The sequence below is a fragment of the Arthrobacter sp. Z1-9 genome, from assembly GCF_054792695.1.
The window spans coordinates 567,595-589,651 of sequence record NZ_CP096456.1 but is presented as its reverse complement, the minus strand read 5'-3'; the positions used below and the strand labels follow the sequence as shown (position 1 = coordinate 589,651).

At 64.8% G+C, this 22,057-nt stretch carries 19 protein-coding genes and 1 pseudogene; 13 read left to right on the top strand and 7 right to left on the bottom strand.

Annotation, left to right across the window (positions count from 1 at the left end):
• The first annotated feature begins 1 nt into the window (after position 1).
• Complete coding sequence (locus M1D93_RS02745; RefSeq protein ID WP_163161505.1) at positions 2-898, top strand: carbohydrate ABC transporter permease; 897 nt, start codon at positions 2-4, stop codon at positions 896-898.
• A 311-nt stretch (positions 899-1,209) separates the two neighbouring features.
• On the top strand, positions 1,210-1,422 hold the full coding sequence (locus M1D93_RS02740; RefSeq protein ID WP_461173669.1) for a dodecin: 213 nt from the start codon (positions 1,210-1,212) through the stop codon (positions 1,420-1,422).
• 84 nt (positions 1,423-1,506) lie between these two features.
• Here M1D93_RS02740 and M1D93_RS02735 read toward each other — a convergent pair whose 3' ends face one another.
• Together M1D93_RS02735 and M1D93_RS02730 are read right to left on the bottom strand one after the other, a co-directional pair.
• Positions 1,507-1,725: a hypothetical protein gene (locus tag M1D93_RS02735; protein WP_163161497.1), complete on the bottom strand. Its 219-nt coding sequence runs from the start codon at positions 1,723-1,725 to the stop codon at positions 1,507-1,509.
• 133 nt (positions 1,726-1,858) lie between these two features.
• Positions 1,859-2,764, bottom strand: a complete 906-nt coding sequence (locus M1D93_RS02730; protein WP_461173668.1) for a helix-turn-helix domain-containing protein — start codon at positions 2,762-2,764, stop codon at positions 1,859-1,861.
• Between the two features lie 196 nt (positions 2,765-2,960).
• Here M1D93_RS02730 and M1D93_RS02725 point away from each other — a divergent pair, with 196 nt between their 5' ends.
• The 8 genes from M1D93_RS02725 to M1D93_RS02690 all read left to right on the top strand — a co-directional run bounded on the left by M1D93_RS02725 (position 2,961) and on the right by M1D93_RS02690 (position 13,053).
• Positions 2,961-3,782, top strand: a complete 822-nt coding sequence (locus tag M1D93_RS02725; RefSeq protein WP_461173667.1) for an aldo/keto reductase — start codon at positions 2,961-2,963, stop codon at positions 3,780-3,782.
• 83 nt (positions 3,783-3,865) lie between these two features.
• Positions 3,866-4,837 carry an aldo/keto reductase gene (locus tag M1D93_RS02720; RefSeq protein WP_461173666.1) on the top strand — a complete coding sequence of 324 codons (972 nt, stop codon included), beginning with the start codon at positions 3,866-3,868 and terminating at the stop codon, positions 4,835-4,837.
• Positions 4,831-5,859 (top strand): SDR family oxidoreductase, encoded by a 1,029-nt coding sequence (locus M1D93_RS02715; protein WP_461173665.1) that lies wholly within the window; start codon positions 4,831-4,833, stop codon positions 5,857-5,859. Before M1D93_RS02720 ends, M1D93_RS02715 begins: the two co-directional genes overlap by 7 nt.
• Before the next feature lie 158 nt (positions 5,860-6,017).
• On the top strand, positions 6,018-8,570 hold the full coding sequence (locus M1D93_RS02710) for a rhamnogalacturonan lyase (protein ID WP_461173664.1): 2,553 nt from the start codon (positions 6,018-6,020) through the stop codon (positions 8,568-8,570).
• Between the two features lie 32 nt (positions 8,571-8,602).
• A complete protein-coding gene (locus tag M1D93_RS02705) occupies positions 8,603-9,436 on the top strand; it encodes an aldo/keto reductase (protein WP_461173663.1) in 834 nt (277 codons plus the stop codon).
• Positions 9,437-9,568: 132 nt separating this feature from the next.
• Positions 9,569-9,835, top strand: coding sequence for a GlsB/YeaQ/YmgE family stress response membrane protein (locus M1D93_RS02700; protein WP_102977113.1), 267 nt, complete (start codon positions 9,569-9,571; stop codon positions 9,833-9,835).
• Positions 9,836-9,945: 110 nt separating this feature from the next.
• Positions 9,946-10,518 carry a hypothetical protein gene (locus tag M1D93_RS02695; RefSeq protein WP_461173662.1) on the top strand — a complete coding sequence of 191 codons (573 nt, stop codon included), beginning with the start codon at positions 9,946-9,948 and terminating at the stop codon, positions 10,516-10,518.
• 228 nt (positions 10,519-10,746) lie between these two features.
• Complete coding sequence (locus M1D93_RS02690) at positions 10,747-13,053, top strand: DUF222 domain-containing protein (protein WP_461173661.1); 2,307 nt, start codon at positions 10,747-10,749, stop codon at positions 13,051-13,053.
• 172 nt (positions 13,054-13,225) lie between these two features.
• Here the strand turns inward: M1D93_RS02690 and M1D93_RS02685 are convergent, their stop codons facing one another.
• A complete protein-coding gene (locus M1D93_RS02685; protein WP_461173660.1) occupies positions 13,226-14,053 on the bottom strand; it encodes a putative protein N(5)-glutamine methyltransferase in 828 nt (275 codons plus the stop codon).
• A gap of 183 nt (positions 14,054-14,236) precedes the next feature.
• Here M1D93_RS02685 and M1D93_RS02680 point away from each other — a divergent pair, with 183 nt between their 5' ends.
• Positions 14,237-15,283, top strand: coding sequence for a lactonase family protein (locus M1D93_RS02680; protein WP_461173659.1), 1,047 nt, complete (start codon positions 14,237-14,239; stop codon positions 15,281-15,283).
• A 20-nt stretch (positions 15,284-15,303) separates the two neighbouring features.
• On the opposite strand, the gene M1D93_RS02675 is transcribed toward M1D93_RS02680, so the two are convergent.
• Both M1D93_RS02675 and malQ read right to left on the bottom strand, forming a co-directional pair.
• Positions 15,304-16,212, bottom strand: coding sequence for an SDR family oxidoreductase (locus M1D93_RS02675; protein ID WP_461173658.1), 909 nt, complete (start codon positions 16,210-16,212; stop codon positions 15,304-15,306).
• Positions 16,213-16,233: 21 nt separating this feature from the next.
• Positions 16,234-18,468, bottom strand: coding sequence for a 4-alpha-glucanotransferase (gene malQ, locus M1D93_RS02670; protein ID WP_461173657.1), 2,235 nt, complete (start codon positions 18,466-18,468; stop codon positions 16,234-16,236).
• A 410-nt stretch (positions 18,469-18,878) separates the two neighbouring features.
• Here malQ and M1D93_RS02665 point away from each other — a divergent pair, with 410 nt between their 5' ends.
• A complete protein-coding gene (locus tag M1D93_RS02665) occupies positions 18,879-19,925 on the top strand; it encodes an aldo/keto reductase (protein ID WP_461173656.1) in 1,047 nt (348 codons plus the stop codon).
• Positions 19,834-20,304: pseudogene (locus M1D93_RS02660) on the top strand (DUF3040 domain-containing protein); the annotation flags it as partial. The gene M1D93_RS02665 and the pseudogene M1D93_RS02660, both read left to right, overlap by 92 nt.
• Here the strand turns inward: M1D93_RS02660 and M1D93_RS02655 are convergent.
• Both M1D93_RS02655 and M1D93_RS02650 read right to left on the bottom strand, forming a co-directional pair.
• Positions 20,260-21,387 (bottom strand): DMT family transporter, encoded by a 1,128-nt coding sequence (locus tag M1D93_RS02655; RefSeq protein WP_461173655.1) that lies wholly within the window; start codon positions 21,385-21,387, stop codon positions 20,260-20,262. The pseudogene M1D93_RS02660 and the gene M1D93_RS02655 sit on opposite strands and share 45 nt — an antisense overlap.
• A complete protein-coding gene (locus M1D93_RS02650) occupies positions 21,384-21,986 on the bottom strand; it encodes a TetR/AcrR family transcriptional regulator (protein WP_461173654.1) in 603 nt (200 codons plus the stop codon). Before M1D93_RS02650 ends, M1D93_RS02655 begins: the two co-directional genes overlap by 4 nt.
• Positions 21,987-22,057: the final 71 nt, after the last annotated feature.

The following is a 22,057-nucleotide window of genomic DNA, read 5'->3' as shown; positions in this document are numbered from 1 at the left end:
TATGGCTCTCCTCGAACTACCCCTCAAGAACAAGCAAAAGAAGGACGTTCCCGCAGAGGACGCGCTCACCGGGACCACCGGTACACGCTTCTCACGGCACCTGATCCTGTGCCTGGTTGGCCTGGTGATGCTGTACCCGCTGTTGTGGCTCGTCTCCAGCTCGTTCAAGCCCAGCAACGACATCTTCCGGCAGCTCGGACTATGGCCGGAAAACTGGGACTTCAGCAACTACGAGCAGGGCTGGACGGCGCTGAACCAGCCCTTCCACGTCTACTTGATCAACTCCCTGATCGTGGTGGTCTTCTCCATCGTGGGCAACATCTTCTCCTGCGCCCTGGCTGCCTACGCCTTCGCCCGGATGGAGTTCACCGGCCGGAAGCTCTTTTTCGCCCTGATGCTGGGAACCCTGATGCTGCCGGGCCACGTGCTCCTGGTGCCGCAGTACATCATCTTCTCGCAACTGGGATGGCTGGATACCTACCTGCCCCTGATCGTGCCGAACTTCATGGCAACGAACGCATTCTTCATCTTCCTTATGGTTCAGTTCATGAAGGCCCTCCCCAAGGAGCTGGACGACGCCGCCCAGATCGACGGGTGCGGCCCCTTCCGGACGTTCCTGCGCGTCATCCTGCCGCTGTGTGTTCCGGCGATGGCCACCACGGCCATCTTTACGTTCATCTCCACCTGGAACGAGTTCTTTGGCCCCCTGCTCTACATCCAGAACCAGGACCTGTACACAGTACCGCTGGCGCTACGGGCCTTTATGGATTCCGAAGGCCAAAGCATGTGGGGGCCAATGTTCGCCATGTCCGTCGTATCCATCGCACCCATCATCGGTTTCTTCATCGCCGGCCAGAAATACCTCATCAACGGAATCGCCACCACCGGGCTGAAGTAGCCCAGGGCTGCAAGCAACAGCAACCACCTTCTCCGTACGCATCGTCACTGAACATCCGCGCTCAACCCGGTTTTTTGCGGCCGGCGCAGGTTCAATGGGCAGATGAGGTCCGGGCAGGCCCGATACCTCCGGAGCCAGGGACGCGGCCTCCTCCGCTGATTCGTCAGGCGCTGGGCCGTTCCTTATCCGGGAACGGCCCAACGGCACGTCCGGAAGGCCGGGTGAATAAAGGCTGGTCAAGGCTCCGGAAGTGCCACTAGTCTTCAAGGACCGCCCGCAACCGGGAGCACCGTTGATCACGAGGAGCGAAGTTGTCCAACCACACGTACAGCATTTCTGAAATTGTCGGCACGTCGGATCAGGGAGTGGACGACGCCGTCCGGAACGGAATCGCCAAGGCATCGCAGACCCTCCGCAACCTTGACTGGTTCGAGGTCAAGGAAATCCGGGGCCACCTGGAAGAGGGCAAAATCGCTGACTGGCAGGTCACCATGAAGCTCGGTTTCCGGCTGGAAGAACAGTAATCAAGCCAACTGGCCCGCAGCCAGCGTCGCGAAGAACCTTTTTCGCGACGCCGCCTGCGGGCCAGTTTGGGTTTTAACTACAGGCTAATTAGCCGAAACTGCACCTGCCGAGCGCCGTCGCCACACGGTGGGGACGCCGTCGAACGCCGGGAACACGTGACCTTCGAAGAAGGACAGGACCGTGTGCGGGTCCTGGTCCGGGCTCCAGAGGCCGGACACCGGGCAATGCGAACCCGTTGCGGTAGAGGGAGCACCGACGGCGGCAGCAGCCTGGCGTTCCTTAAGCAGGGCGATGCGTTTCATCTTTGAGACCATCCTTGGAGTAAGAACTTGTTCCTCCAGCCTAGGAAGGCTTCGTCTCCGGCCCAATGGGCTCGTGGCCAGAATCCGCCCGTCCGGCTGGCCAAATGTACAGCGGCGGCGGCACAGGCAGCCGCTAGTTGCCGCCTTCCGCAACGGCTGCCGGGGCACCTGCCACGGAGTTACGCGGCTGCTCCGCATTCGCCACCGCGCCAAGGCTGCCCAGCAAGGCAAGGGCATCGGCCGACGGCGACCCCGGCCGGGCGGAATAGACCCTGAGCGTCTGGTCGGGGTCCTCCGGGAGGACAAGGTTCTCGAAGTTCAGTTCCAGGTCCCCCACGGCGGGATGGCGCAGGCGGACGGTCCCTGCCGACCTGGTGGCCACCCGGTGTCCCGCCCACCATTGCCGGAAATGCTCGCTGTTGACGGCCAGTTCCCCCACGAGCTGGTTGGCCTGGGCGTCGTTTGGATGCCGGCCCACGTCGAGGCGAAGGGCCCCGGCGGCTTCGGCAGCCACTGTCTTCCAGTCGCGGAACAGCTCCCGGGCTGTGGGCTCGAGGATGAGCCAGCGGGTCAGGTTCCTTTCCGCCACCGGGAGCGCCGGAAAATCGGTGAAGAGCTGGAAAGCCAGACGATTTCCGGCCAGCACGTCGTTCCGGCGCCCCAGCACCATCGCCGGAACGTCGCCCACCGCTTCCATGAGGTGGCGAAGTGTCGGCCGGACCGCCTGCGCCGCTTGCCCGGCTGGCCGCGGGTTCGCAGCGCAGTTCTCCAGGAGATCCATCATGTGCTCATGCTCGCTGCTGCTGAGGCGGAGCGCCCGGGACACGGCGTCCAGCACTGTGCGCGAGGGGTGGATGTTCCGGCCCTGTTCCAGGCGGACGTAGTAATCGGTACTGACTCCCGCCAGCCTTGCCACTTCCTCGCGCCGAAGTCCGGGCACCCTCCGGGCCCCGGAGGTGGGCCCTGCCCCTGCATCCTCGGGGCTCAGCCGGGACCGCATGGCTTTGAGGAATTTTCCGAACTCGGCACTTTGACCCATGCAAACCATTGTGACCCGCGCTGTCCGGCATCTTCTACAACGAAGGTAGGACTGGCAGTCCTAGGAAAAATAAGATCAGCCTTGCTTACTGACATCGGAGCCAAAAGTGCATAGGCTCAGTAACGAGCCAGCGGAAACCGCTTTCTCGGCATCGAGCCACCGGCACCCACACCCGCACCTTCCAAGGAGCCCCACTATGTCAGAGCTGACACTGAACAACGGCGTCACCATCCCACAGCTTGGTTTCGGTGTTTTCCAGGTACCGCCGGAAGACACCCAGCGGACTGTGGAGGACGCGCTCGAGGCCGGATATCGCCACATTGACACCGCTGCCGCCTACCGCAACGAGGCCGGCGTCGGAGCTGCCATCGCGGCCACCGGCATCCCCCGCGAGGACATCTTTGTGACCACCAAGCTCCGGAACGGCGAGCAGGACCGGGCACAGGAAGCGTTCCAGAACAGCCGTTTAGCGCTGGGCCTGGACTACGTCGACCTGTACCTCATCCACTGGCCGGTGCCCTCGCAGGGGCTGTATGTCCAGGCCTGGAAGGAGATGGAGCGGCTGTACGAAAACAACCAGATCCGCGCCATCGGAGTGTCGAACTTCCTTGCCGACCACTTGGACGACCTGCTGGAGTCCGCGGAAATTGTCCCGGCCGTGAACCAGATTGAGCTCCACCCCAGCTACCAGCAGGCGGAACTGGCGGACAAGTGCCGGCGCCTGGGAATCGCCGTGGAAGCCTACAGCCCGCTGGGACGGGGCGCCGACCTGAACGGTAATGCCGTCACAGCCATCGCCAACGCCCACAACGCCACCACCGCCCAGGTGGTGCTCGCCTGGCAGTTGGCGGCCGGAAACATCGTGATCCCCAAGTCCAGCAAGGCGGCCCGGATCCGGGAAAATTTCGCCGCCTCAGCCCTCACCCTTTCCGACGAGGAGCTGGCCGCGATCACCGCCCTCGAGTCAGGAGCGCGCCTCGGGTCAGACCCCGCTGTCGCCTCCTTCACCCAGATGTAGCCCAGCCGGCTGCAGCCCACCCAGCTGCACCCCACCCAGCTGCAGCAAGGGCCCGACAGGCTCTGCCACGAAAGGATTCACCCATGCAGTACACCCATCTTGGCCGTTCCGGCCTGAAGGTTTCCCGTCTTTGCCTGGGCACCATGAACTTTGGCCCGCAGACAGAGGAGGCGGATGCCCACAGCATTATGGACTCCGCACTGGACCACGGCATTAACTTTTTTGACACTGCCAACGTGTATGGCGGAGCCGGGCACCGCGGCTGGACCGAAGAGATCATCGGCCGCTGGTTTGCCAAGGGCGGCGAGCGCCGCGAGCACACGGTGCTGGCCACAAAGCTTTACGGAACCATGACGGACCGGCCCAATGAGTCAAAGCTGTCTGCGCTGAACATCCGCCGCGCACTGGACGCGAGCCTGAAGCGCCTGCAGACGGACTACATCGACATCTACCAGTTCCACCACATCGACCGGGACACCCCGTGGGACGAGATCTGGCAGGCCATCGAAGTTGCGGTCCAGCAGGGCAAAATCCTGTATTCGGGCAGCAGCAACTTCGCCGGCTGGCACATCGCCCAGGCGCAGGAGGCCGCGCGGCGGCGCAACTACACGGGCCTGGTCAGCGAGCAGTCCATCTACAACCTCTTTATGCGCCAGGTGGAGCTGGAAGTTATCCCGGCAGCCCAGCAATACGGGCTGGGGCTCATCCCTTGGTCCCCGCTGCAGGGCGGACTGCTGGGCGGGGTGCTGAAGAAGGAACGGCAGGGCGTCCGCCGGACCGAGGGCCGGGCAGCCGAGACTTTGAAGAAGCACCAGGACCAGATCCAGCAGTACGAGGACTTCGCGGAGGAACTGGGCCAGGAGCCCGGCGACGTCGCCCTCGCCTGGCTGCTGCACCAGCCCGCCGTTACGGCGCCCATCATCGGGCCCAGGACCCAGGAACAGCTCGACGCCGCCATCCGCGCTTCAAACGTCACCCTCGACGCCGATGCGCTCAAGCGGCTCGACGACATCTTCCCCGGCCACCGGACCGCGCCGGAAGACTACGCGTGGTGAACCCACTCGTTCGCGAAGCCGATACGGTGGCGCCAAGGAGCATTCTCTTTATCGGCGGCACCGGGGTCATCAGCGCGACGGCGGCCGAACGCGCCGTCGCGCTGGGGCACCGGCTGACAATCCTCAACCGGGGCCGGTCCACGAGGCCGGTCCCGGAAGGGGTGGAGACGTTGCGCGCGGACGTTCGGGACGTCTCCGCAGTCCGGGAAGCGCTGGCGGGACGCGAGTTCGATGCTGTCGCAGACTTCATCACCTACAAGCCGGACCAGGCCAAGGCCAGTCTCGACCTGTTCGCCGGCCGCACTGGCCAGTATGTGTTCATCAGCTCCGCGTCCGCGTACCAAAAGCCGCCAACGCGCCTGCCCATCCGCGAGTCCACGCCGCTGAAAAATCCGTTTTGGCAGTACTCGCGGGACAAGATTGCCTGCGAGGAGCTGTTCTACGAGGCGTACCGGGAACAGGACTTCCCGCTGACCGTGGTGCGACCCTCGCATACCTACGACCGCACCAAGATCGCCATGGTGGGTGGCTGGACCGACATCCACCGGATGCGTGCCGGGCTGCCGGTCATGGTGCATGGTGACGGCACCTCGCTCTGGACCCTCACCCACAGCAGGGACTTCGCCAAGGCCTTCGTGGGACTGCTGGGCCGGCCCCAGGCGATTGGCGAAAGCTACACCATCACCTCTAATGAATACCTGCCCTGGAACCAGATCTACCAGCTGTTTGCCCGGGCGGCAGGCGTGCCGGAGCCGGAGCTGGTGCACGTGGCTTCTGAAACCATTGCTGCGCACAGTGACGAACTTGGACCCAACCTGCTGGGCGACCGCTCCCACTCTGTAATTTTCGACAACACCAAGATCAAGTCCCTGGTGCCGGACTACTGCGCCACCATCCCGTTTGCTGACGGAGCCCGGGAAATTGTGGACTGGTACGACGCCAACCCCGGACTACAGGTTGTTAACCAGCAGTTTATGGACCTCAGTGACCGGTTGACCGACTGGGCCCGCCGCGGCGCCTGACCCTCCATGAGGCCTCGCCCGGCTTTTCCGGGGCGGGGCTTCTACAACGTTCTAAATAGCCGCTTTCCGAGCGCGCCGCAAGGGCTTGTTTAACCTATCACGCACCACTAGGTTACTGGGGAAGCGTTTTCCCAATCTCAAATTGAAAGGATTCACCGATGAATCCGAGCAGGAACTCTGCCCGCCTCCTTTCAGCAGGTGCTTTGGGCCTTGCCCTCACCTTCGGCTGCCTCTCCGCCCCGGCATCCGCCGTCGAACGTTCCCCCAAGCCCGGCACCCCCGGCGTCCAGCTTGACCACCTTGACCGCGGCCTGGTGGCCGCCAAAACTTCCGAGGGTGTCTTCCTGAGCTGGCGCCTCCTGGGGCACGAAGCTACCGGATCCTCGGCTACGGGCCTTACCGGCACGGACTTCAACGTTTACCGTGACGGCCAGAAGCTGGCCACGGTCACGGACAGCACCAACTTCCTCGACCCCGCTGGGACAACCGCGTCGGGATACCAGGTGCGGGCCGTCGTCGGCGGCGTTGAACTCGACCGCAGCGCCACCGCCACCTCCTGGGGCGGCAACTTCAAGGACATCCCGCTCAAGAAGCCCGCCGACGGCGTCACCCCCACGGGCCAGGCGTACACATACGCCGCGAACGACGCGTCGATCGGCGATGTGGACGGCGACGGCCAGTACGAGTTCATCGTCAAGTGGGATCCCAACAACTCCAAGGACGTCTCCCAGGTGGGCTACACCGGGAACACCTACGTGGACACGTACAAGGCTGACGGCACCCTCCTCCACCGGATCGACCTCGGCGTGAACATCCGCTCGGGCGCCCACTACACCCAGCTCCTGGTCAACGATTTCGACGGCGACGGCCGCGCGGAGATGATGATGAAGACCGCCCCGGGAGCCAAGAGCACCAACTTCAACGCCGACGGAAGCGTTGCCTCTTCAGCCTTCATCACGCTGCTGCAGTCCGACATCAACGCCGGCTACGCCAATACTGACGACTACCGGATGAGCGCCGCGGACTACTACCAGCACATGGTGAAGACGTTCCAGGGCTGGACCGAACATCCGGAAGTGAAGGCCGGCAACTGGCCAGCCACCCTGGAGGAAGCGTTTGGGATCGCCCCGAAGTACCAGTACCCCCTGTCCCAGGCGGACGCCGAGGCCCTGGCCGACTACTTCATGGACGTTTACGCGCCCTCCCGGAGCGCCCGGAACAACCTGCGCGGCTTCGAGGGCTTCATCGTCTCCGGCCCGGAGTACCTCACCGTCTTTGAGGGCGCCACCGGCAAGGAGTTGAAGACGGTCGCCTACGAGCCCGGCAGGCACGACGACGGCCTGATGTGGGGCGATTACGCCATGGCCCGCATCGAACCTGGCAACCGCGTGGACCGGTTCCTCGCCGGCGTCGCTTACCTGGACGGCAAGAAGCCGGCAGCCGTGTTCGCCCGTGGCTACTACACGCGCAGCACGCTGGCTGCCTACACCTGGGACGGCTCCAACCTCTCCCCCGTATGGAACGTGGACTCCGGCTGGACCCCCATGACCAACCCGTTCAACGACGGCCTGCACGGACGTAACGGCACGGACCCCGAGTTTGGGACGCTCACCACGCAGGGCTTCCACTCCCTGAGTGCCTCGGACGTGGACGGCGACGGCAAGCAGGAGATCGTCTACGGCTCCGCCACGATCGACGACGACGGGTCGCTTCTCTACAGCTCCTTCGACACCATGCCGACCGGCAGCGCAACGCCAGGCGAGGAAGCCCGCCTGGGCCACGGCGACGCCATGCACGTCACCGACATTGACCCCGCCCGTCCGGGCAAGGAGATCTTCAGCGTGCACGAGGGCGGCACCTTTGCCCCCTACGGCTATGCAATGCGCGACGCCGCCACCGGGGAGGTCCTGTTCGGCGCCTACTCCGGCAAGGACACCGGCCGCGGCATGATCGGCGACGTGGACAAGACCGTCCCGGGCATCGAGAACTGGGCCATCGGCATGCAGTCGGCCGACGGCCGCAAGCTCTCTTCCACGGGACCCGGCACCAACATGAGTATCAAATGGGCCGCGGACATGACCACACAGCTCGTCAACGGCACCGCCGAGCAGACGCCGAGCATTGATGACTGGAAGCACGGCCGGCTCCTGACCGCGACAGGCACCCGCACGAACAACGGCACCAAGGGCAACCCGAGCTTGGTGGCGGACGTAGTGGGTGACTGGCGGGAAGAACTGCTGGTAAGGACCGCGGACAGCTCGGCCCTGCGGATGTACCTCAGCACCGAAGTAACCAACCACAAGCTCTACACGCTGATGCACGATCCCCAGTACCGCGCAGAAGTTGCCCGGCAGAACACCTCCTACAACCAGCCCTCCTACACGGACTTCTACCTCGCCTCCGACATGGACTTCGCTGACGTGCCCCTGCGGGCGGCATGGCTGCCCGGCAGCGTGAAGGCGCTGCAGCACGTACTGGAAGACCTGGTGGAGTCAGGGGACGTGGCAGGGCCGGTAGGCAGCCAGCTGACGGCGAGCATCCAGCAGGCGGCGAAGGCGGTTGCGGACGGCAACGCCGCCAAGGCCGCTCAGGCACTGCAGCGCTTCGTGGACTTCCTGGGCCAGCACAAGGGCCCGGACAAGGTATCCGACACCGCCCGCGTGGCCCTGACCTACAACACCGAAAACATCCTGCGGGCCTTCGAGGGCTAGGACGGGCAGCACATAAGGGAGAGACTGTTGCAATGACACGTGCACCGCTGATCAAGCTCAACGACGGCTACTCAATTCCGCAGGTGGGTCTTGGCACCTGGCCGCTGGACGACGATCAGGCGGCCACCGCCGTCGTGCAGTCCTTGGGAGCCGGGTACAGGCACATCGATACTGCCGTGAAGTACGGCAACGAACGGGGTGTGGGCAACGGTATCCGGGCCAGCGGCGTGGACCGGGAGGAGTTGTACATCACCACCAAGGTTGATGGCCAGTTCCAGGGCAACGACCGCGCAGTGGAGGGGCTGGAGGGTGCGCTGAAGCGGCTGGGACTTGATTATGTGGACCTGTTCCTGATCCATTGGCCGCTCCCTCAGCGGAATGAGTACGTTTCCACCTGGAAGACCTTCGAGCGGCTGCAGGCTGAGGGCAAGGTCCGCTCCATCGGGGTGTCCAACTTCAAGCCGGCCCACTTGGAGCGGCTGATGGCGGAGACAGAGGTAGTGCCCGCGGTGAACCAGATCCAGTTGAATCCCGCCATCACCCGCACGGCGGAACGTGAGTTCCATGACAAGCATGGGATTGTGACCCAGTCCTACAGCCCGCTGGGAGGGGATGGCGCCGGCCTGTTGGGCGCGCCCATCCTGTCGCAACTGGCCGAAAAGCATGGCAAAACGCCCGGCCAACTGGTCCTTCGGTGGCATGTCCAGAACGGAATTGTCACAGTTCCTAAAACGGCGAATCCGGAGCGTATGCGGGAGAACCTGGACATCTTTGATTTCACCCTGGATGCGCAGGATCTAGCGGAATTGGCCATCCTCGACGAGGGGCCCAACGCGGGCAACGATTCGGACGTCACGGGCCACTAATCAGCCCTGAAATGCGGCTTTTCTTGAAATCGGGGTTGGCAAATAGATAGTAAGCATGATTACTATTGAGGCAGAAGGATGAAGTGCCTCCGGGATCCGGAGGCCTCCTTTACTTAGGAAGAGGAACAAAAAATGGGATTTATTGCATTTCTAATTCTCGGACTTATTGCTGGTGCGATCGCTAAGGCGATCCTCCCGGGCCACCAGGGTGGCGGCTGGATCATCACCCTCGTCCTGGGCGTCGTTGGAGCACTCCTCGGCGGCTGGATTGGCGGAATGCTCTTCGGCACCGGTCTGCAGGAGTTCTTCTCCCTGCAGACGTGGCTGCTGGCCATCGGCGGTGCGCTCATCGTGCTGCTGGTGTACGGCATGATCACCAAGCGTGGTGCGCGCCGCTAACTAGCGGGCAAGCCAGGAAACCGGCCTGGGGACAACATCCCCAGGCCGGTTTTCACTTTCCCCGGCCTACTGGCCGGAATGGAAAACTTCTCATGAAGCAGGAGTTCACAGTGAAGAACAAACTTCTTTTAGGTGTTGGAATTGCCGCCGGATACGTGCTCGGATCGCGGTCCGGCCGGGCTGCGTACGACAAGCTCAAGGCCAGGGCAGCCGGCGTCTGGGACAGCAAGCCTGTGCAGGACAAGGTCTCCGTGGCAACGGAGGTCCTTAAGGAAAAAGCCCCGGAGGTTGCGGATCAGCTGACTGAGGCGGCCCGCCGCGCAGGCACCGTCATCGGCTCCGCGATGCACCGCAACGGCTCGTCCGGGGACAGTAAGTCCTCAACGTCCGACGACGCCACTACGGCAGGTACTTCCGCCGGCGCGGCTGGGACTACTGGAACCTCGGGTGGTTTTGGTGCTACCGGCACCGCTGCAACTACGGATACGCTCGGCACTTCGGCCACTCTGGGGACAACTGGCGTAACCGGGACAACCAGTGCCGCCGGGACATCCGGTGCCGCCGGGACGTCCGGCACACTCAGTGACTCGGAGCTCGGTGAGGACCACATCCCCGCGCACAGCACGCACCCCGAGACGCACAACCTGGGAACAACCGGCGACGAACCGGACTCCAAGGCGTAGTCACGCCCTCGCGCATCACGTGCACTGCCTTTGTCCTCCCTGTGACATGAGGCCGCAGCGTTGATGTGCTACAACTGAATGGTTTTGCTGGCCGTCGCGATCCTTGGGGGACGCGGCGGCCAGCGGCGTCTCCCCGGCCGACGGATCTCAGCTATCCGGACGCCCCGGGTTTTCCACATAGCGTCTTTTGCGGGCAGTTTTGTCGGTGGTCTTTGGCAGAGTTGTCCTATGGAAGCCATTGGGGATCAGCTTGAGGAGTTCGGCGGTTCTACTGCTGTGCTCACTCGGGCTGGTGGCACTTCCTCGCGTGGCTCAGTGGCGTCCGACGGCGACTCGCGCCCAAGTTTCGCGGGCCAGCTACGTGCCGTTCCCAGCCAGGCCGCGCACGGCGAGGGTGAATCCCCTGCTGCAGGATTGCCTCCGGCTGACAACCCGCCCGGTGCAGGTGACCCCCTTGCTGCAGGATTGCCTCCGGCTGACAACCCGCCCGGTGCAGGTGAATCCCTTGCTGCAGGATTGCCTCCGGCTGACAACCCGCCCGGTGCAGGTGAATCCGTTGTCGCGGGATTGCCTCCGGCTGACAGCCCATCCGGTTCAGGTGAATTCCTTACCGCGGAGCCGCTCCCGGTTGACAACCCGTCCGGTGCTCATGGGCTGCTTAGCCTAAGCGCGATCGGCGGGTTCCTGGCTGCTGCCGCTGCTGCTGCCCCCACGATTCTTGCGGCCGCCGACTACGTTGAGGCCGCCGATTATGCCGGGCACGTGGAGGACCTCTCCCGGTCCGTGGAGTACCTGCAGATCCTCTCCGCCGGGACAGTGGACCGCACCCGCACACACGCCATTGCCGCCGCTAACGCCGCCCGAGCCGGCCGCTCCCGTGCCGGCAAGAGCTGGGTCACCGGCTGGGACAACGGCGCCGAAACCCCGAACGAAACAGACGCCGCCTGGCCCGAAGAACCGGCGCCAAGTGATTTAACTGCCGTTGGCTCAGAAGCCAGCGGTTCAACGACCAGCTATACAGTGGCCAGTAGTTCGGTGGCCACCGGTTCAATAACCAGCTACGCAGTGGCTAGCGATACGGCGGCCAGTTGTTCTGAGGCCGACGGCGTCCGGAGCCCGATCGAGTCAGACCGTCCCGGCCGGGTCGTTACCTCACCGGCCGATGACGGGTGCGCGAACACTGCAGAGTTCCTGCGGCTGCGGTTGCGGATCGGCAAGAGCGAAGCCCACCGCCGGCTTGCCCTCGCAGCGGACATCCTCCCCACCACCACCCTCACCGGCGACATCATCCCAGCCACCCGCGAACACCTCGCCGCAGCCCTCTCACCCACACCTGCACCTGCCGGCACCGTCGGGGACAGCGAGGATGGGGGCGAGGACACCGCTGACACCGGCGACGAAACGCCAGCAGCCTGGGCTGCTGCCAGTCCTGTGGTCTCTTCCCGGGCCGGGACCATCATCAGTCTGACCCTGAACCGGCTCCGCCACCTCGTCACACCCGAACGGCTGGTCCTGATCGAGGAAAACCTCACCAGCACAGCCGCCACCGCCGACCCGGACTTCCTTGCCCGCGTCGCCCGCCGCTGGGCCGACACCATCGACGCCGACGGCACCGAACCCAGCGAAGAAGCCCTCCGCCACAGCCAAGGCGCCTTCATCCGCAAACCCCGCCACGGCCTGCACCACATCGAAATCTTCGCCACCACCGACCAGTACGAACACCTCCTCACCGTCATGAACACCGCCACCAACCCCCGCACCACCACAGCAACAGGAACAGACACAGGCACCGGCACAGGCACAAGTGCTGATGCTGGGACCGGCACAGGCGCTGACGCTGGTATCGACACCGGCACAGGCATTGGCGCTGGTGCTGTCACCGGCCCGGAGCCCTGGCGGGACGGCGACGTGGACCTGGACCGGCGCACCAGACCCCAGAAACAACTCGAGGGACTCATCGGCGCCGTCAAAACCGCCCTGGCCACCAACACCCTGCCCGCCACCGGCGGCAACCGCCCCCAGATCATCGCCACCATCAACTACCAGGACCTCCTCCCCCACCCCGAAGGCAATCCCTCAAAAACCGGCACCGGGACCGGGAACTTCGCCTTCACCGGCCCCGTCGCCGCCGCCACAATCCGCAAAATCGCCTGCGACGCCGACATCATCCCCGTCCTCCTCGGCACCCACAGCGAAATCCTGGACCTCGGCCGCAAAACCCGGCTCTTCAGCCCAGCCCAACGCCAAGCCCTCACCGCTCGCGACCAAGGCTGCACCTTCCCCAACTGCACCATCCCCGCCCCCTGGTGCGAAGCCCACCACATCACCTACTGGTCCAAAGGCGGCCCCACCAACGTCGACAACGGCGCACTCCTGTGCTCAGGCCACCACCACCTGATCCACAAAGAACAATGGACCATCACCTTCATCAACGGCACCCCCTGGTTCACACCCCCAAAACACCTCGACCCACACCAAAAACCCCAACAAAACACCTACTTCAAACCACCACCCCCACCAACACCCCGGGACTGAGTGTGGCTCCTGGGCGTGCGAAGTCAGCCAAGCCGACAATCAACCCGTCTATGCCACTTCCCCTCTGACGCTGAGGCCGTAGACACTGCAGGATTGGCTGCACGAGTGTCGGCCGCAAATGCAAGAAAAGTTCGCCTACGAGGATTGCCGACGAAGACGCAGGAACCCGGAACTATGGCCGTGGAACGCCAACCACAACCGTGCCGTCGAGCTCGTCAGAGTGGACAGTCCGTGCCGCAAACCCCGCAGCAGCCATGATTGAGGCAGTTCCAGCCGCTTGGTGCTCGCTGGTTTCGATGACGAGATGGCCAGTCGGATGCAGCCATTCTGTTGCTTCCCGGATCACCCGCCGGTGCAGGTCCAGCCCATCGGGACCACCGTCGAGCGAGATCTGCTTCTCGTAGATCCTCGCTTCGGGCGGCATGGTGGGCAGAACGCTTGTGGGCACGTAGGGAGCGTTCACCACAATGAGCTGAACCCGTCGCTTGAGCCCGAAAGGAAGTGCAGCATACAAGTCACCTTGATGGACGTGCCCGCCCACCTTTGACACGTTAAGTCGGGCACACTCCACGGCAGCTGGATCGATATCGGCCGAGTGCAGCTCCGTTTGAGACACCTGGGAAGCGACTCCTACCCCCACTGCCCCCGATCCGCAGCAGAGATCAACAACGACGGCAGATGCCTGGGACGCGAGTTGTGTGCAGCTGTCCTGCAGGAGCGATGCAGCTTCCGAGACGAGCAGTTCGGTGCGTCGTCGCGGCACAAAAACACCTGGGTCAATGGCGATCCGGAGTCCGCAGAATTCCGCCCAGCCAACAATGCATTCGAGTGGTTCCCCCAATACGCGGCGCTTCACCCACTCGAAAAGCTCAGCGGAGGAGGAAGCTTCAGCCAAAAGCAGCTGGGCCTCGTCTTCGGCGAAGACACAGCCAGCTCCGCGCAGCACGGGTACAAGGTGGTCAAAGGTGAGCGCAGCAGCAGGTGATTCAGCAGCCGGCATAAACGCCTTTCGGTAATCAGGTGGACACCCCGCTCTTTACCGGCCCAAAGGCCCGAACGGCACAGTGAAGAGTCACCCGAAACTGGCGGCGCAGGATCGGATTTACCTCCTTGGAGACCGCTCGAGTCCAATGCTAATCCGCAATTCCAGGGATTGGAGGGCTTTTCTTGGCAGGATGGAGTTATGACTTCCCCTGCCCCGCACTCCCTCATTTGGACCGGCACCTACACCCCCGACGGCGGCGGACGCGCGGAGGGGATCGGAGCGTTGTCCGCCCGCCCTGACGGCTCGCTCGAATGGCTGGGGACGGCCGTCAGGACTGACTCGCCGTCGTTCGTTGCTGTTCACCCGACATTGCCCGTGGTGTACGGAGTGGCGGAGCAGCGCAAGATAGTCAGGGCTTTCCGCCACATAGGAGATTTCGGGCTGGAGCCGCTTGGTGACCCGCAGCGCTCTGGAGAAGCGACCTGCCATGTTGCGGTTGACCCGCAGGGGCGCTTCCTCACCGCCACTTGTTGGGGCGATGGCCAGGTCCTGCTCTACGAACTGGACTCCGACGGCGGCATCACGGCGCGTTTCCCGGCACTGCCTTCGGTGGATCCGCACGCCAGCCAGACTCCGGGCGAGCCCCGGCAGAGCCGCGCCCACGCAAGCCTGATGCTGCAGGACGGGCGGATTATGACGACGGATCTGGGCCACGACACCCTCCGGATCTGGAATTATGTGCCCGGATCCGGATTAGTGGCCGATCACGAGGTGGCCCTCCCCTTCGGGTGCGGCCCGCGCCACCTGGTGCAGCATTCCAGCGGCAACGTTTTTGTGGTTTCTGAATACTCGGTTGAAGTCTTCGTTGTCAGGCCGGAAGCCGGGACATTCGAACTCGTCTTCCGGGGCCCGGCCACTTCCGGCGGTAGTCTGCCTGACGATTCCGCCGCAGAAATTACCCTTGGCCAGGAGGGCAGGCACGTCTATGTGGGAGTGCGCGGCTCAAACCTGGTAAGCGTGCTGGAGGTCGGCTCCGGCGGGACGGAACTCGTGCCGGTCCAGGACTTTCCGAGCGGAGGAAACTGGCCACGGCATCACCTGGTCAGAGGCCGCTGGCTCCACGTGGCCCACGAACGGTCGGACAATGTAGCCACTTTTGAACTGGACCCCGCGACGGGCTTGCCCGGGCCTTTGCTCCACAACCTGGAGACGCCCTCCCCCACAGCCTTGGTGCCTGCAGGATAAGCTTCGGCCGGGACGAATGCCTAGCTTCGTACCGCGTGGCCGAGGCTGGTGATGAGCCTACGGACGGCGTCCTCCGCAGTGGGCGGAGGCCCGAAGACCTCACTCTGGCGGGTGGTGTCAGCCACGTACCGGCCAGTCTGGAACCACGAGATCATTGCTGCCAGGTCCTTGGCCATGGGGTTGACCGGCCCCATCACCCGCCCTGCGGCCCGCAGGAGTCCAACCGGAACCGACCGGACCCGGATCTCTCCGCCCGTCAGCCGCTCGGCGATGTCAGCGAACTCCTGCATGGAGATGGGCCTGTCCCAACCGATATCAATGTGTTGGCCCTCCACGCCAGGAGCATCGACTGCGGCGGCCAGGTACCCGGCCACGTCCGGTGTGAGCACAAACGTCAGCGGGATTCCTGCCGAGCCGAACCACATCACCTTGTGTTTGCTGACCGGGTCACCGCCAAAGCGCGTCACCTGGTCCAGGAAAGCTCCGGGCCGCAGCGCCACAAAGGGGACGCCCAAAGCCTGGAGGCGGTCCTCCATGAGCCTTTTGTGCCAGAAATGCGGGACACGGGGTGTCTGGTCGCAGGTCAGGATACTGGTGAGCACAAACCTGCGGATGCCGGTACGTTTCGCCGCCTCAGCGAGGTTCGAATTGCCCACAGTGTCGGTTGCCGGGGTGTCCCCTTTTCGGTGCCTGGTGTAACCGGCGGCCGTCGTGACAACCGCGTCCGCGCTGGCCATGGCGCGCACCAACGATTCCTGATCCATCATGTCCCCACGGGCAATCTCAACACCTGCCGATTCCAGCCGGGAGGCATCCGAGCCGGGGCGCACCAAGGCACGCACCTGCTTGCCCCGGTTCAACAGTTCCGTCACCACCTGGCCGCCGAGCATGCCGGTGCCGCCTACTACCAGTACTGGTCCCTCACCCATCGTGCTCTCCTGACTGTTGACTTAGCCGCGCAGGGCCTCCTCCACCGCCGCCAGCAGGGAATTGAACCGTGCATTGGCGGGAAGATCATCGAGGAACACCGGCTTGCCGTCGGGCCCGCCGAGCGGTACCTGCCAGTTTGGATACAGTGCTTCCGTGGTGCCGGGCTGGTTCTGGACCCGCCGCTCCCCCACGGCATCCACCAGGGCAACACCGAGCAGTACCGACGGCGCCTGCGCCAGCAGCAGGTGCAGCGCCTCAATGGTCCGCTCTTCGCTGGCCCCCGAAGCGCCGGAAGCATCATCAGGAAGATAGCCTCGCTCCCGCACCAGGGCAAGCATCTTCTCCAGGGAGGCATTGTGCTCCGCCCGTTCCTCCGCCTCGGAGCGTTCAAGGAGGCCCAGGCCGCTGCGCAGCGCCACATGGTCGCCGGCGAGGTATCCGGCGGTGGGCGGGAGGTCGTGGGTGTTCACGCTGGCGAGGGCCTGCGTGCGGTACTTTTCGGGCGCGAGGGGCGAATCGCCGTCGTACTCGAACCAAAGGATGGACGTCCCCAGGATGCCGCGGGCGGCAAGGTAGTCGCGGACCCAAGGCTCGAAAGTTCCCAGGTCCTCGCCGATCACCACCGCCCCGGCACGCTGCGCCTCGAGGGCGAGGATACCGATCAGCGCTTCATGGTCGTAGCGCACATAGGCGCCGTCGCCCGGGGCATTTCCGGAGGGAATCCACCAGAGCCGGAAAAGGCCCAGGATGTGGTCCACTCGGACTCCGCCGGCGTGGCGCAGCACGGTGGCCAGCATGTTGCGGAACGGGATGTAGCCGGCCTCGGCGAGCCAGGCAGGGTGCCACGGCGGCTGGCCCCAGTCCTGGCCCTGCTGGTTGTACATGTCCGGCGGCGCGCCCACGCTGGTGTTGGGAGCCAGGACGTCGCGGAGCGTCCACGCGTCGGCGCTGCTGTGGTCCACTCCCACCGCCAGGTCGTGGACGACGCCGAGCCGCATCCCCGACCGAAGCGCTGCCCGCTGTGCGTTTTCAAGCTGTTCGTCGCAGATCCACTGCAGCCAGCGGTAGAAACCGATCCTGTCCGCAAGCCTTTCCCGAAGCGCCTCGGTCTGCGGCGTACCAAGAGCGCTGGCGGGGTCCGACCAGAAGGGGTCGCCGGCCGGAAGATCCTCGCGGATGGCGGACCAGAGGGCAAAATCGTCCAGCCCGCTGCCGGAGATGCGGCAAAAATCGTCGAAAGCAGCCTGCCGGGCCGGGGACCGGCGGGCGTGGTAGAGCATTTCCAAGGCCTGGAGCTTTGCGGCGTAGACGGAATCGCGATCCAGCCGGGCGCCCTCCTTGTTCAGGGCAGCCACTTCCTCGTGGAGCTTCTCCACCGCTGCGCGTTTGCGCGGTTTGAGGTAGGCCAGTTCGGGAATTGCCTCGATACGGATGTACAGCGGGTTGAAGAACCGCCGGGTGGACGGCGAATACGGCGATGGCTGCACGGGCGGAACCGGCTCGGCAGCGTGCAACGGATTGACCAAAATGTAGTCTGCGCCATGGGCCGCACTCAGCGCGCCAAGGTCGGCCAGGTCGGAGAAGTCGCCGATGCCCCAGGACCGCTTGGAGCGAACGGAGTACAGCTGGGTAGCCAGTCCCCAGCCGCGGCGCTCTTCCAGTGGTGCGGCTGTGGTCAGCCTGGCGGGCACCACCACCAGGGTTGTGGACGCGGTGGCGCCTTCGGATTCGGCGTGCAGGGTATGCCAGCCCAGCGGCAGGTCCTGGGGAAGGGCGAAGGTGGCACGTCCGGTGGACACGCCGTCCACATCACGCGGCTGCACCCAAAGGTCCTGCTGGACGGCATCCCGTGACCCGGCACCGCCTTCGAGCGTGATGCTTACCTGGGCTGTAGCCCCGTCCCTCAGATGGACCGGAACCTGCGCCGGCTCGCCCTGCTGGATAACGACGGCGGGGGGCAGCATCCGCCGCCACGGCGCCAGTTCCGCTTCCACGAGTGCCGCCTCGATGAGCTGGTTGGTGTGGGCCTGCACCCCCAGGGACGCCAGGACTTTGATCAGCGTTTCTTCGGCAACACTGTGGGGCAGCCCGTCCCAGCCCTGGAAGGAGGTTCCCACGCCATGGGCGTCCGCCAACCGCTGGAGGAGGTGCGGGTCCACAGCCCCGGCGGCAGCTTCGCGGGCAGCGGTTGGACGGCCTGGCGGGTCCGCGGGCATCCGCGATTGCTGTGGGTGCTGCTGGTCTGAAGCCGTCATGCGTGTCCGCCTCGTCTGGTGTGATGTGGCCCGAACTTACAGTGCTGCTTGTTGTACCGGGCGCCTGCACCCCCGCGCACAACCGTTGGTTCAGATTATTGCAGGGCGGCGCAGAGGCGAAACCCGGAACGCCCCGAGAGAGTGGCTCAGGGCTCGAAGTGGGTGCTGACCGCGCCGAGCCCACCCGGGTCAGGATGTCCGCCGCGGGATGGTCAAGGCATCTTCACACTCCCGTACCGCCCGAAACGCTCCATAAAACGTCATACCCGGCTCCCTCCGTTACTTCCCAAGTCGAAAAGAGAAGCACTGAGGCGCAAACCCGCCGGGGCGCGGCTGATCTGTGTAGCCTCGTGACGATCGAGGGCGCGCATTGGAAGCAACGTGCCGGAAAAAATCGGAGGAGACCGGAGATGAGCCTCAGCGAACTGCGGGTGTTCGGGCGATCGGGCACCCCTATCAGCCCGCTGACTTTGGGCACCATGAACTTCGGCGAAGGACCCGGTGGAGCTCCCGGCGCGCCGACCGGAGCGGAGGAAAGCATCCGGATCATTCTTTCCGCGCTGGACGCCGGCATCACCGCCATAGACACCGCGGATGTCTACTCGCAGGGGGAATCGGAGCAGGTGGTGGGGCGCGCCCTGCGGGGCCGCCGTGACGATGTCTTCCTCGCCACCAAGTTCCACGGCCAGATGAGCCCCAATCCGGCCCACGCCGGCAACTCCCGGCGCTGGATCACCCAGGCAGTGGAGGGCAGCCTGCGCCGCCTGCAGACTGACCGGATTGACCTGTACCAGGCGCACCGGCCGGACTACAACACCGATGTCCTGGAAACCATCACCACCCTCAATGACCTGATCCGGCAAGGAAAGATCCTCTACTACGGCACCTCCGTGTTCACGCCGGCGCAGTTGGTGGAGGCACAGTGGCTCGCCACCACCAACCACCTGATCCCGCCGCTGGGAAACCAGGTGCCGTACTCCATGCTGGTGCGCGCCAACGAGCGGGACGTCTTCCCCATAGCCCAGCAGTATGGCCTCGGCGTATTGGCGTACGGCCCGCTGGCGGGCGGCTGGCTGTCTGGCAGCTTTGTGCTGGAGTCCGGAAAGGCACCCACCCGCGTGCACTCCCTTCCCGGCCGCTACGACATCTCCGGCCCGTCCAGCGAGCGCAAACTGCACGCGGCGGATGCCCTGGCACGGCTGGCGGACAAGCTGGAGCTCTCCCTGGTGGACCTGGCCGTCGGTTTCGCCCTGGCACATCCGGCCGTCAGCAGCGTGATTATCGGGCCCCGCAGCGAAGAACATCTTGCGGCATATCTGCGGGCGGCTGAGGTCAGGCTGGGTGAGACGGTCCTGGACGCGATCGATGACGTTGTGCCGCCGGGCACCAACTTCGTGGAGCGGGACGCCGGAGCCATCGTTCCCTCGCTTGAGTTCGCAGAACTCCGACGGCGTTAGGCCCCTCCCGCCGTCGTCCTGCCTCCTGCAGTCGTCCTGCCTCCTGCTGCCGGGGCCGCTGCTGCAGGGGCTCCTACACCTTGCGGTACGGCGTGAAGCGATGAGGCTCCGCAACCGGGCGGGGCGAACCCTTGACTCAACAGGACAAGAATCCTACGGTCGATATCGATACTCCCGACTTAGATTTCAAAGGCGTCCAATGCCAATGTCCGAAGAGGAGCGGAGGCTCCTCAAGGAGCTGGAGCTCGGGCTGATAGCCGACGATCCCCACCTGGCCATGGAACTGCTGTCCGGCTACCCCTCACGCCGGTTCAGCACAGGCTTCTACTACGGTTCAGCTGCGGGCGTGCTCGGCCTTGTGCTCTTCATCGCCGGTGTCAGCGGCCAGGTCATTGGTACAGCTGTCTCCGGGTTGCTGCTGATGGCCTTGGGGTGCTGCCTCGCGCTGAACAAGCATCCCCTCGGGCGCCGCCGTCGCCGTGGGCAGCCTACGTAGCCCTGCTTTGTTTCGCTGTTGGTGCCCCTGCGGTGAAGCACGTGGGACCAGGAAGAACACGCCCGCAAGGACGGCGGCGGCTCCGATCCAGCCCGCCGCCGGCAGACGTTCTCCCACCACCAGGACGGCCAATGCCGCTGCCACCACAGTCTCCACCAGGGAAATGCCGGTGGCGGTGCTGGCGCGCACCCGTGCCAGGCCCCACCCGAACAGTACGTACCCGGCAAACATCGGCACGAGCGCCATGTACGCCCCGACGGCGAAGTTCGTCCAGGACTCCACGAGCGGGCGGCCGGTGAAAACGAGGACGGGCATCAGCAGCACACCGCCCACCCCAAACACTGTTCCCATGGTGGCCCGCGAAGACACGCCAGCGCCGATGAGGCGATGGGCAGCCCACGAGTACAGGGCGTAAGTGGTCCCTGCGACCAGGCCCAGGGCTATTCCCGCCGGGCTCGCCCAGGACGTGCTCACCCAGGACTCCGCTGCGGGACCTCCGCCGCCGTCGTCAGGCCGGTGCCCCGCAAACGACAACAACACGGCGCCGCCGACGGCAATCAGCGCCCCGATCATCCAACGCCGGGTAAGCGGCTTGTGGTCGACAACGCGTTCGATGACCGCCGCTGCGATTGGGGCGGAGCCGATGGACACCACAGTTCCCACTGCCACGCCGGCAAGATGCATAGAGGTGTAGAAGGCCAGGGGATACACCGCCACCGCCAAAGCCCCAAGGCACACCAGGGGCCATCGCTCCACCAGGCGCCGCCACTGTGTCCTGATCGGATGCGCCGCGTAAAGAGCCTGCAGCAACCCGCCAACTCCCATCGCCACCGCACCGATGGCCAGCGGGCTGACCGTCGGCGCAAAGGTGGCAGCGGTTCCCGTGGTGCCCCACAGCACCGATGCGGCGAGCACAAAAACTGCACCCCACAACGGACCGGACGCGAAGCCGGCCGGAGCCGTCACAGCCCGTCCAGCATCTGCGCGGCGATGGTTCGGCCTTCAAGCAGCCGGGCGTCCCCGCCTTCGAGCCCTGCACGGACCATGGCGCCTTCCAGGAGGAAGGCCAGATGGCCGGCCAGCCTCATACGCCGTTCCTCCTGGTCCGGGAGGAGCTCCGCCAGATGCGCGGCGAGGAGGGCCTCAACTTCTTCCTTGTGCCGCCGGACCGCCATCTGGCCCGGGCTGCCTGCCGGCAGTTCGGCCGCTGCGTTCAGCAGCCCGCACCCCCGGAATCCATGTTCGTACGCGAAGTGGGCATGATCCAGGTAGGCGTCAAAGACGGCCAGCACGCGCTCCCTCGGTGCGTCCGCGCGGTCAACGCGCGTCCGGTAGAGGCCAAGCCATTCCTCGTGCCGGGCCTCCAGGTAGGCGCCCACCAGGTCCGACTTGGACGCGAAGTTGTTGTACAGGCTCTTTTTTGCCACCCCTGCCTCGGCTGTGATGGCATCGATGCCCGTGGCTCCGACCCCTTGCGCGTAGAAGAGCCGGGCCGCTGCCGAAAGCAACAGCTCGCGGGCAGACTTCTTTGGTGACACAGAGGCAGCAGACGGCGGCACTGGCATTCCTTTTGGCTAGGCAGGCAGTAGGTACACCAGTCTACCTACTGCCTTGCCCGCCTTTCTTCCAAACCTCC

What these genes read in the sequence shown, in the direction of transcription:
- M1D93_RS02700 (WP_102977113.1), top strand. Translation starts at nt 9,569, where the DNA reads ATGGGATTTATTGCATTTCTAATTCTCGGACTTATTGCTGGTGCGATC.
- M1D93_RS02680 (WP_461173659.1), top strand. Translation starts at nt 14,237, where the DNA reads ATGACTTCCCCTGCCCCGCACTCCCTCATTTGGACCGGCACCTACACC.
- M1D93_RS02705 (WP_461173663.1), top strand. Translation starts at nt 8,603, where the DNA reads ATGACACGTGCACCGCTGATCAAGCTCAACGACGGCTACTCAATTCCG.
- M1D93_RS02690 (WP_461173661.1), top strand. Translation starts at nt 10,747, where the DNA reads ATGGAAGCCATTGGGGATCAGCTTGAGGAGTTCGGCGGTTCTACTGCT.
- M1D93_RS02735 (WP_163161497.1), bottom strand. Translation starts at nt 1,725, where the DNA reads ATGAAACGCATCGCCCTGCTTAAGGAACGCCAGGCTGCTGCCGCCGTC.
- M1D93_RS02730 (WP_461173668.1), bottom strand. Translation starts at nt 2,764, where the DNA reads ATGGGTCAAAGTGCCGAGTTCGGAAAATTCCTCAAAGCCATGCGGTCC.
- malQ (WP_461173657.1), bottom strand. Translation starts at nt 18,468, where the DNA reads ATGACGGCTTCAGACCAGCAGCACCCACAGCAATCGCGGATGCCCGCG.
- M1D93_RS02745 (WP_163161505.1), top strand. Translation starts at nt 2, where the DNA reads ATGGCTCTCCTCGAACTACCCCTCAAGAACAAGCAAAAGAAGGACGTT.
- M1D93_RS02675 (WP_461173658.1), bottom strand. Translation starts at nt 16,212, where the DNA reads ATGGGTGAGGGACCAGTACTGGTAGTAGGCGGCACCGGCATGCTCGGC.
- M1D93_RS02710 (WP_461173664.1), top strand. Translation starts at nt 6,018, where the DNA reads ATGAATCCGAGCAGGAACTCTGCCCGCCTCCTTTCAGCAGGTGCTTTG.
- M1D93_RS02650 (WP_461173654.1), bottom strand. Translation starts at nt 21,986, where the DNA reads ATGCCAGTGCCGCCGTCTGCTGCCTCTGTGTCACCAAAGAAGTCTGCC.
- M1D93_RS02725 (WP_461173667.1), top strand. Translation starts at nt 2,961, where the DNA reads ATGTCAGAGCTGACACTGAACAACGGCGTCACCATCCCACAGCTTGGT.
- M1D93_RS02665 (WP_461173656.1), top strand. Translation starts at nt 18,879, where the DNA reads ATGAGCCTCAGCGAACTGCGGGTGTTCGGGCGATCGGGCACCCCTATC.
- M1D93_RS02720 (WP_461173666.1), top strand. Translation starts at nt 3,866, where the DNA reads ATGCAGTACACCCATCTTGGCCGTTCCGGCCTGAAGGTTTCCCGTCTT.
- M1D93_RS02685 (WP_461173660.1), bottom strand. Translation starts at nt 14,053, where the DNA reads ATGCCGGCTGCTGAATCACCTGCTGCTGCGCTCACCTTTGACCACCTT.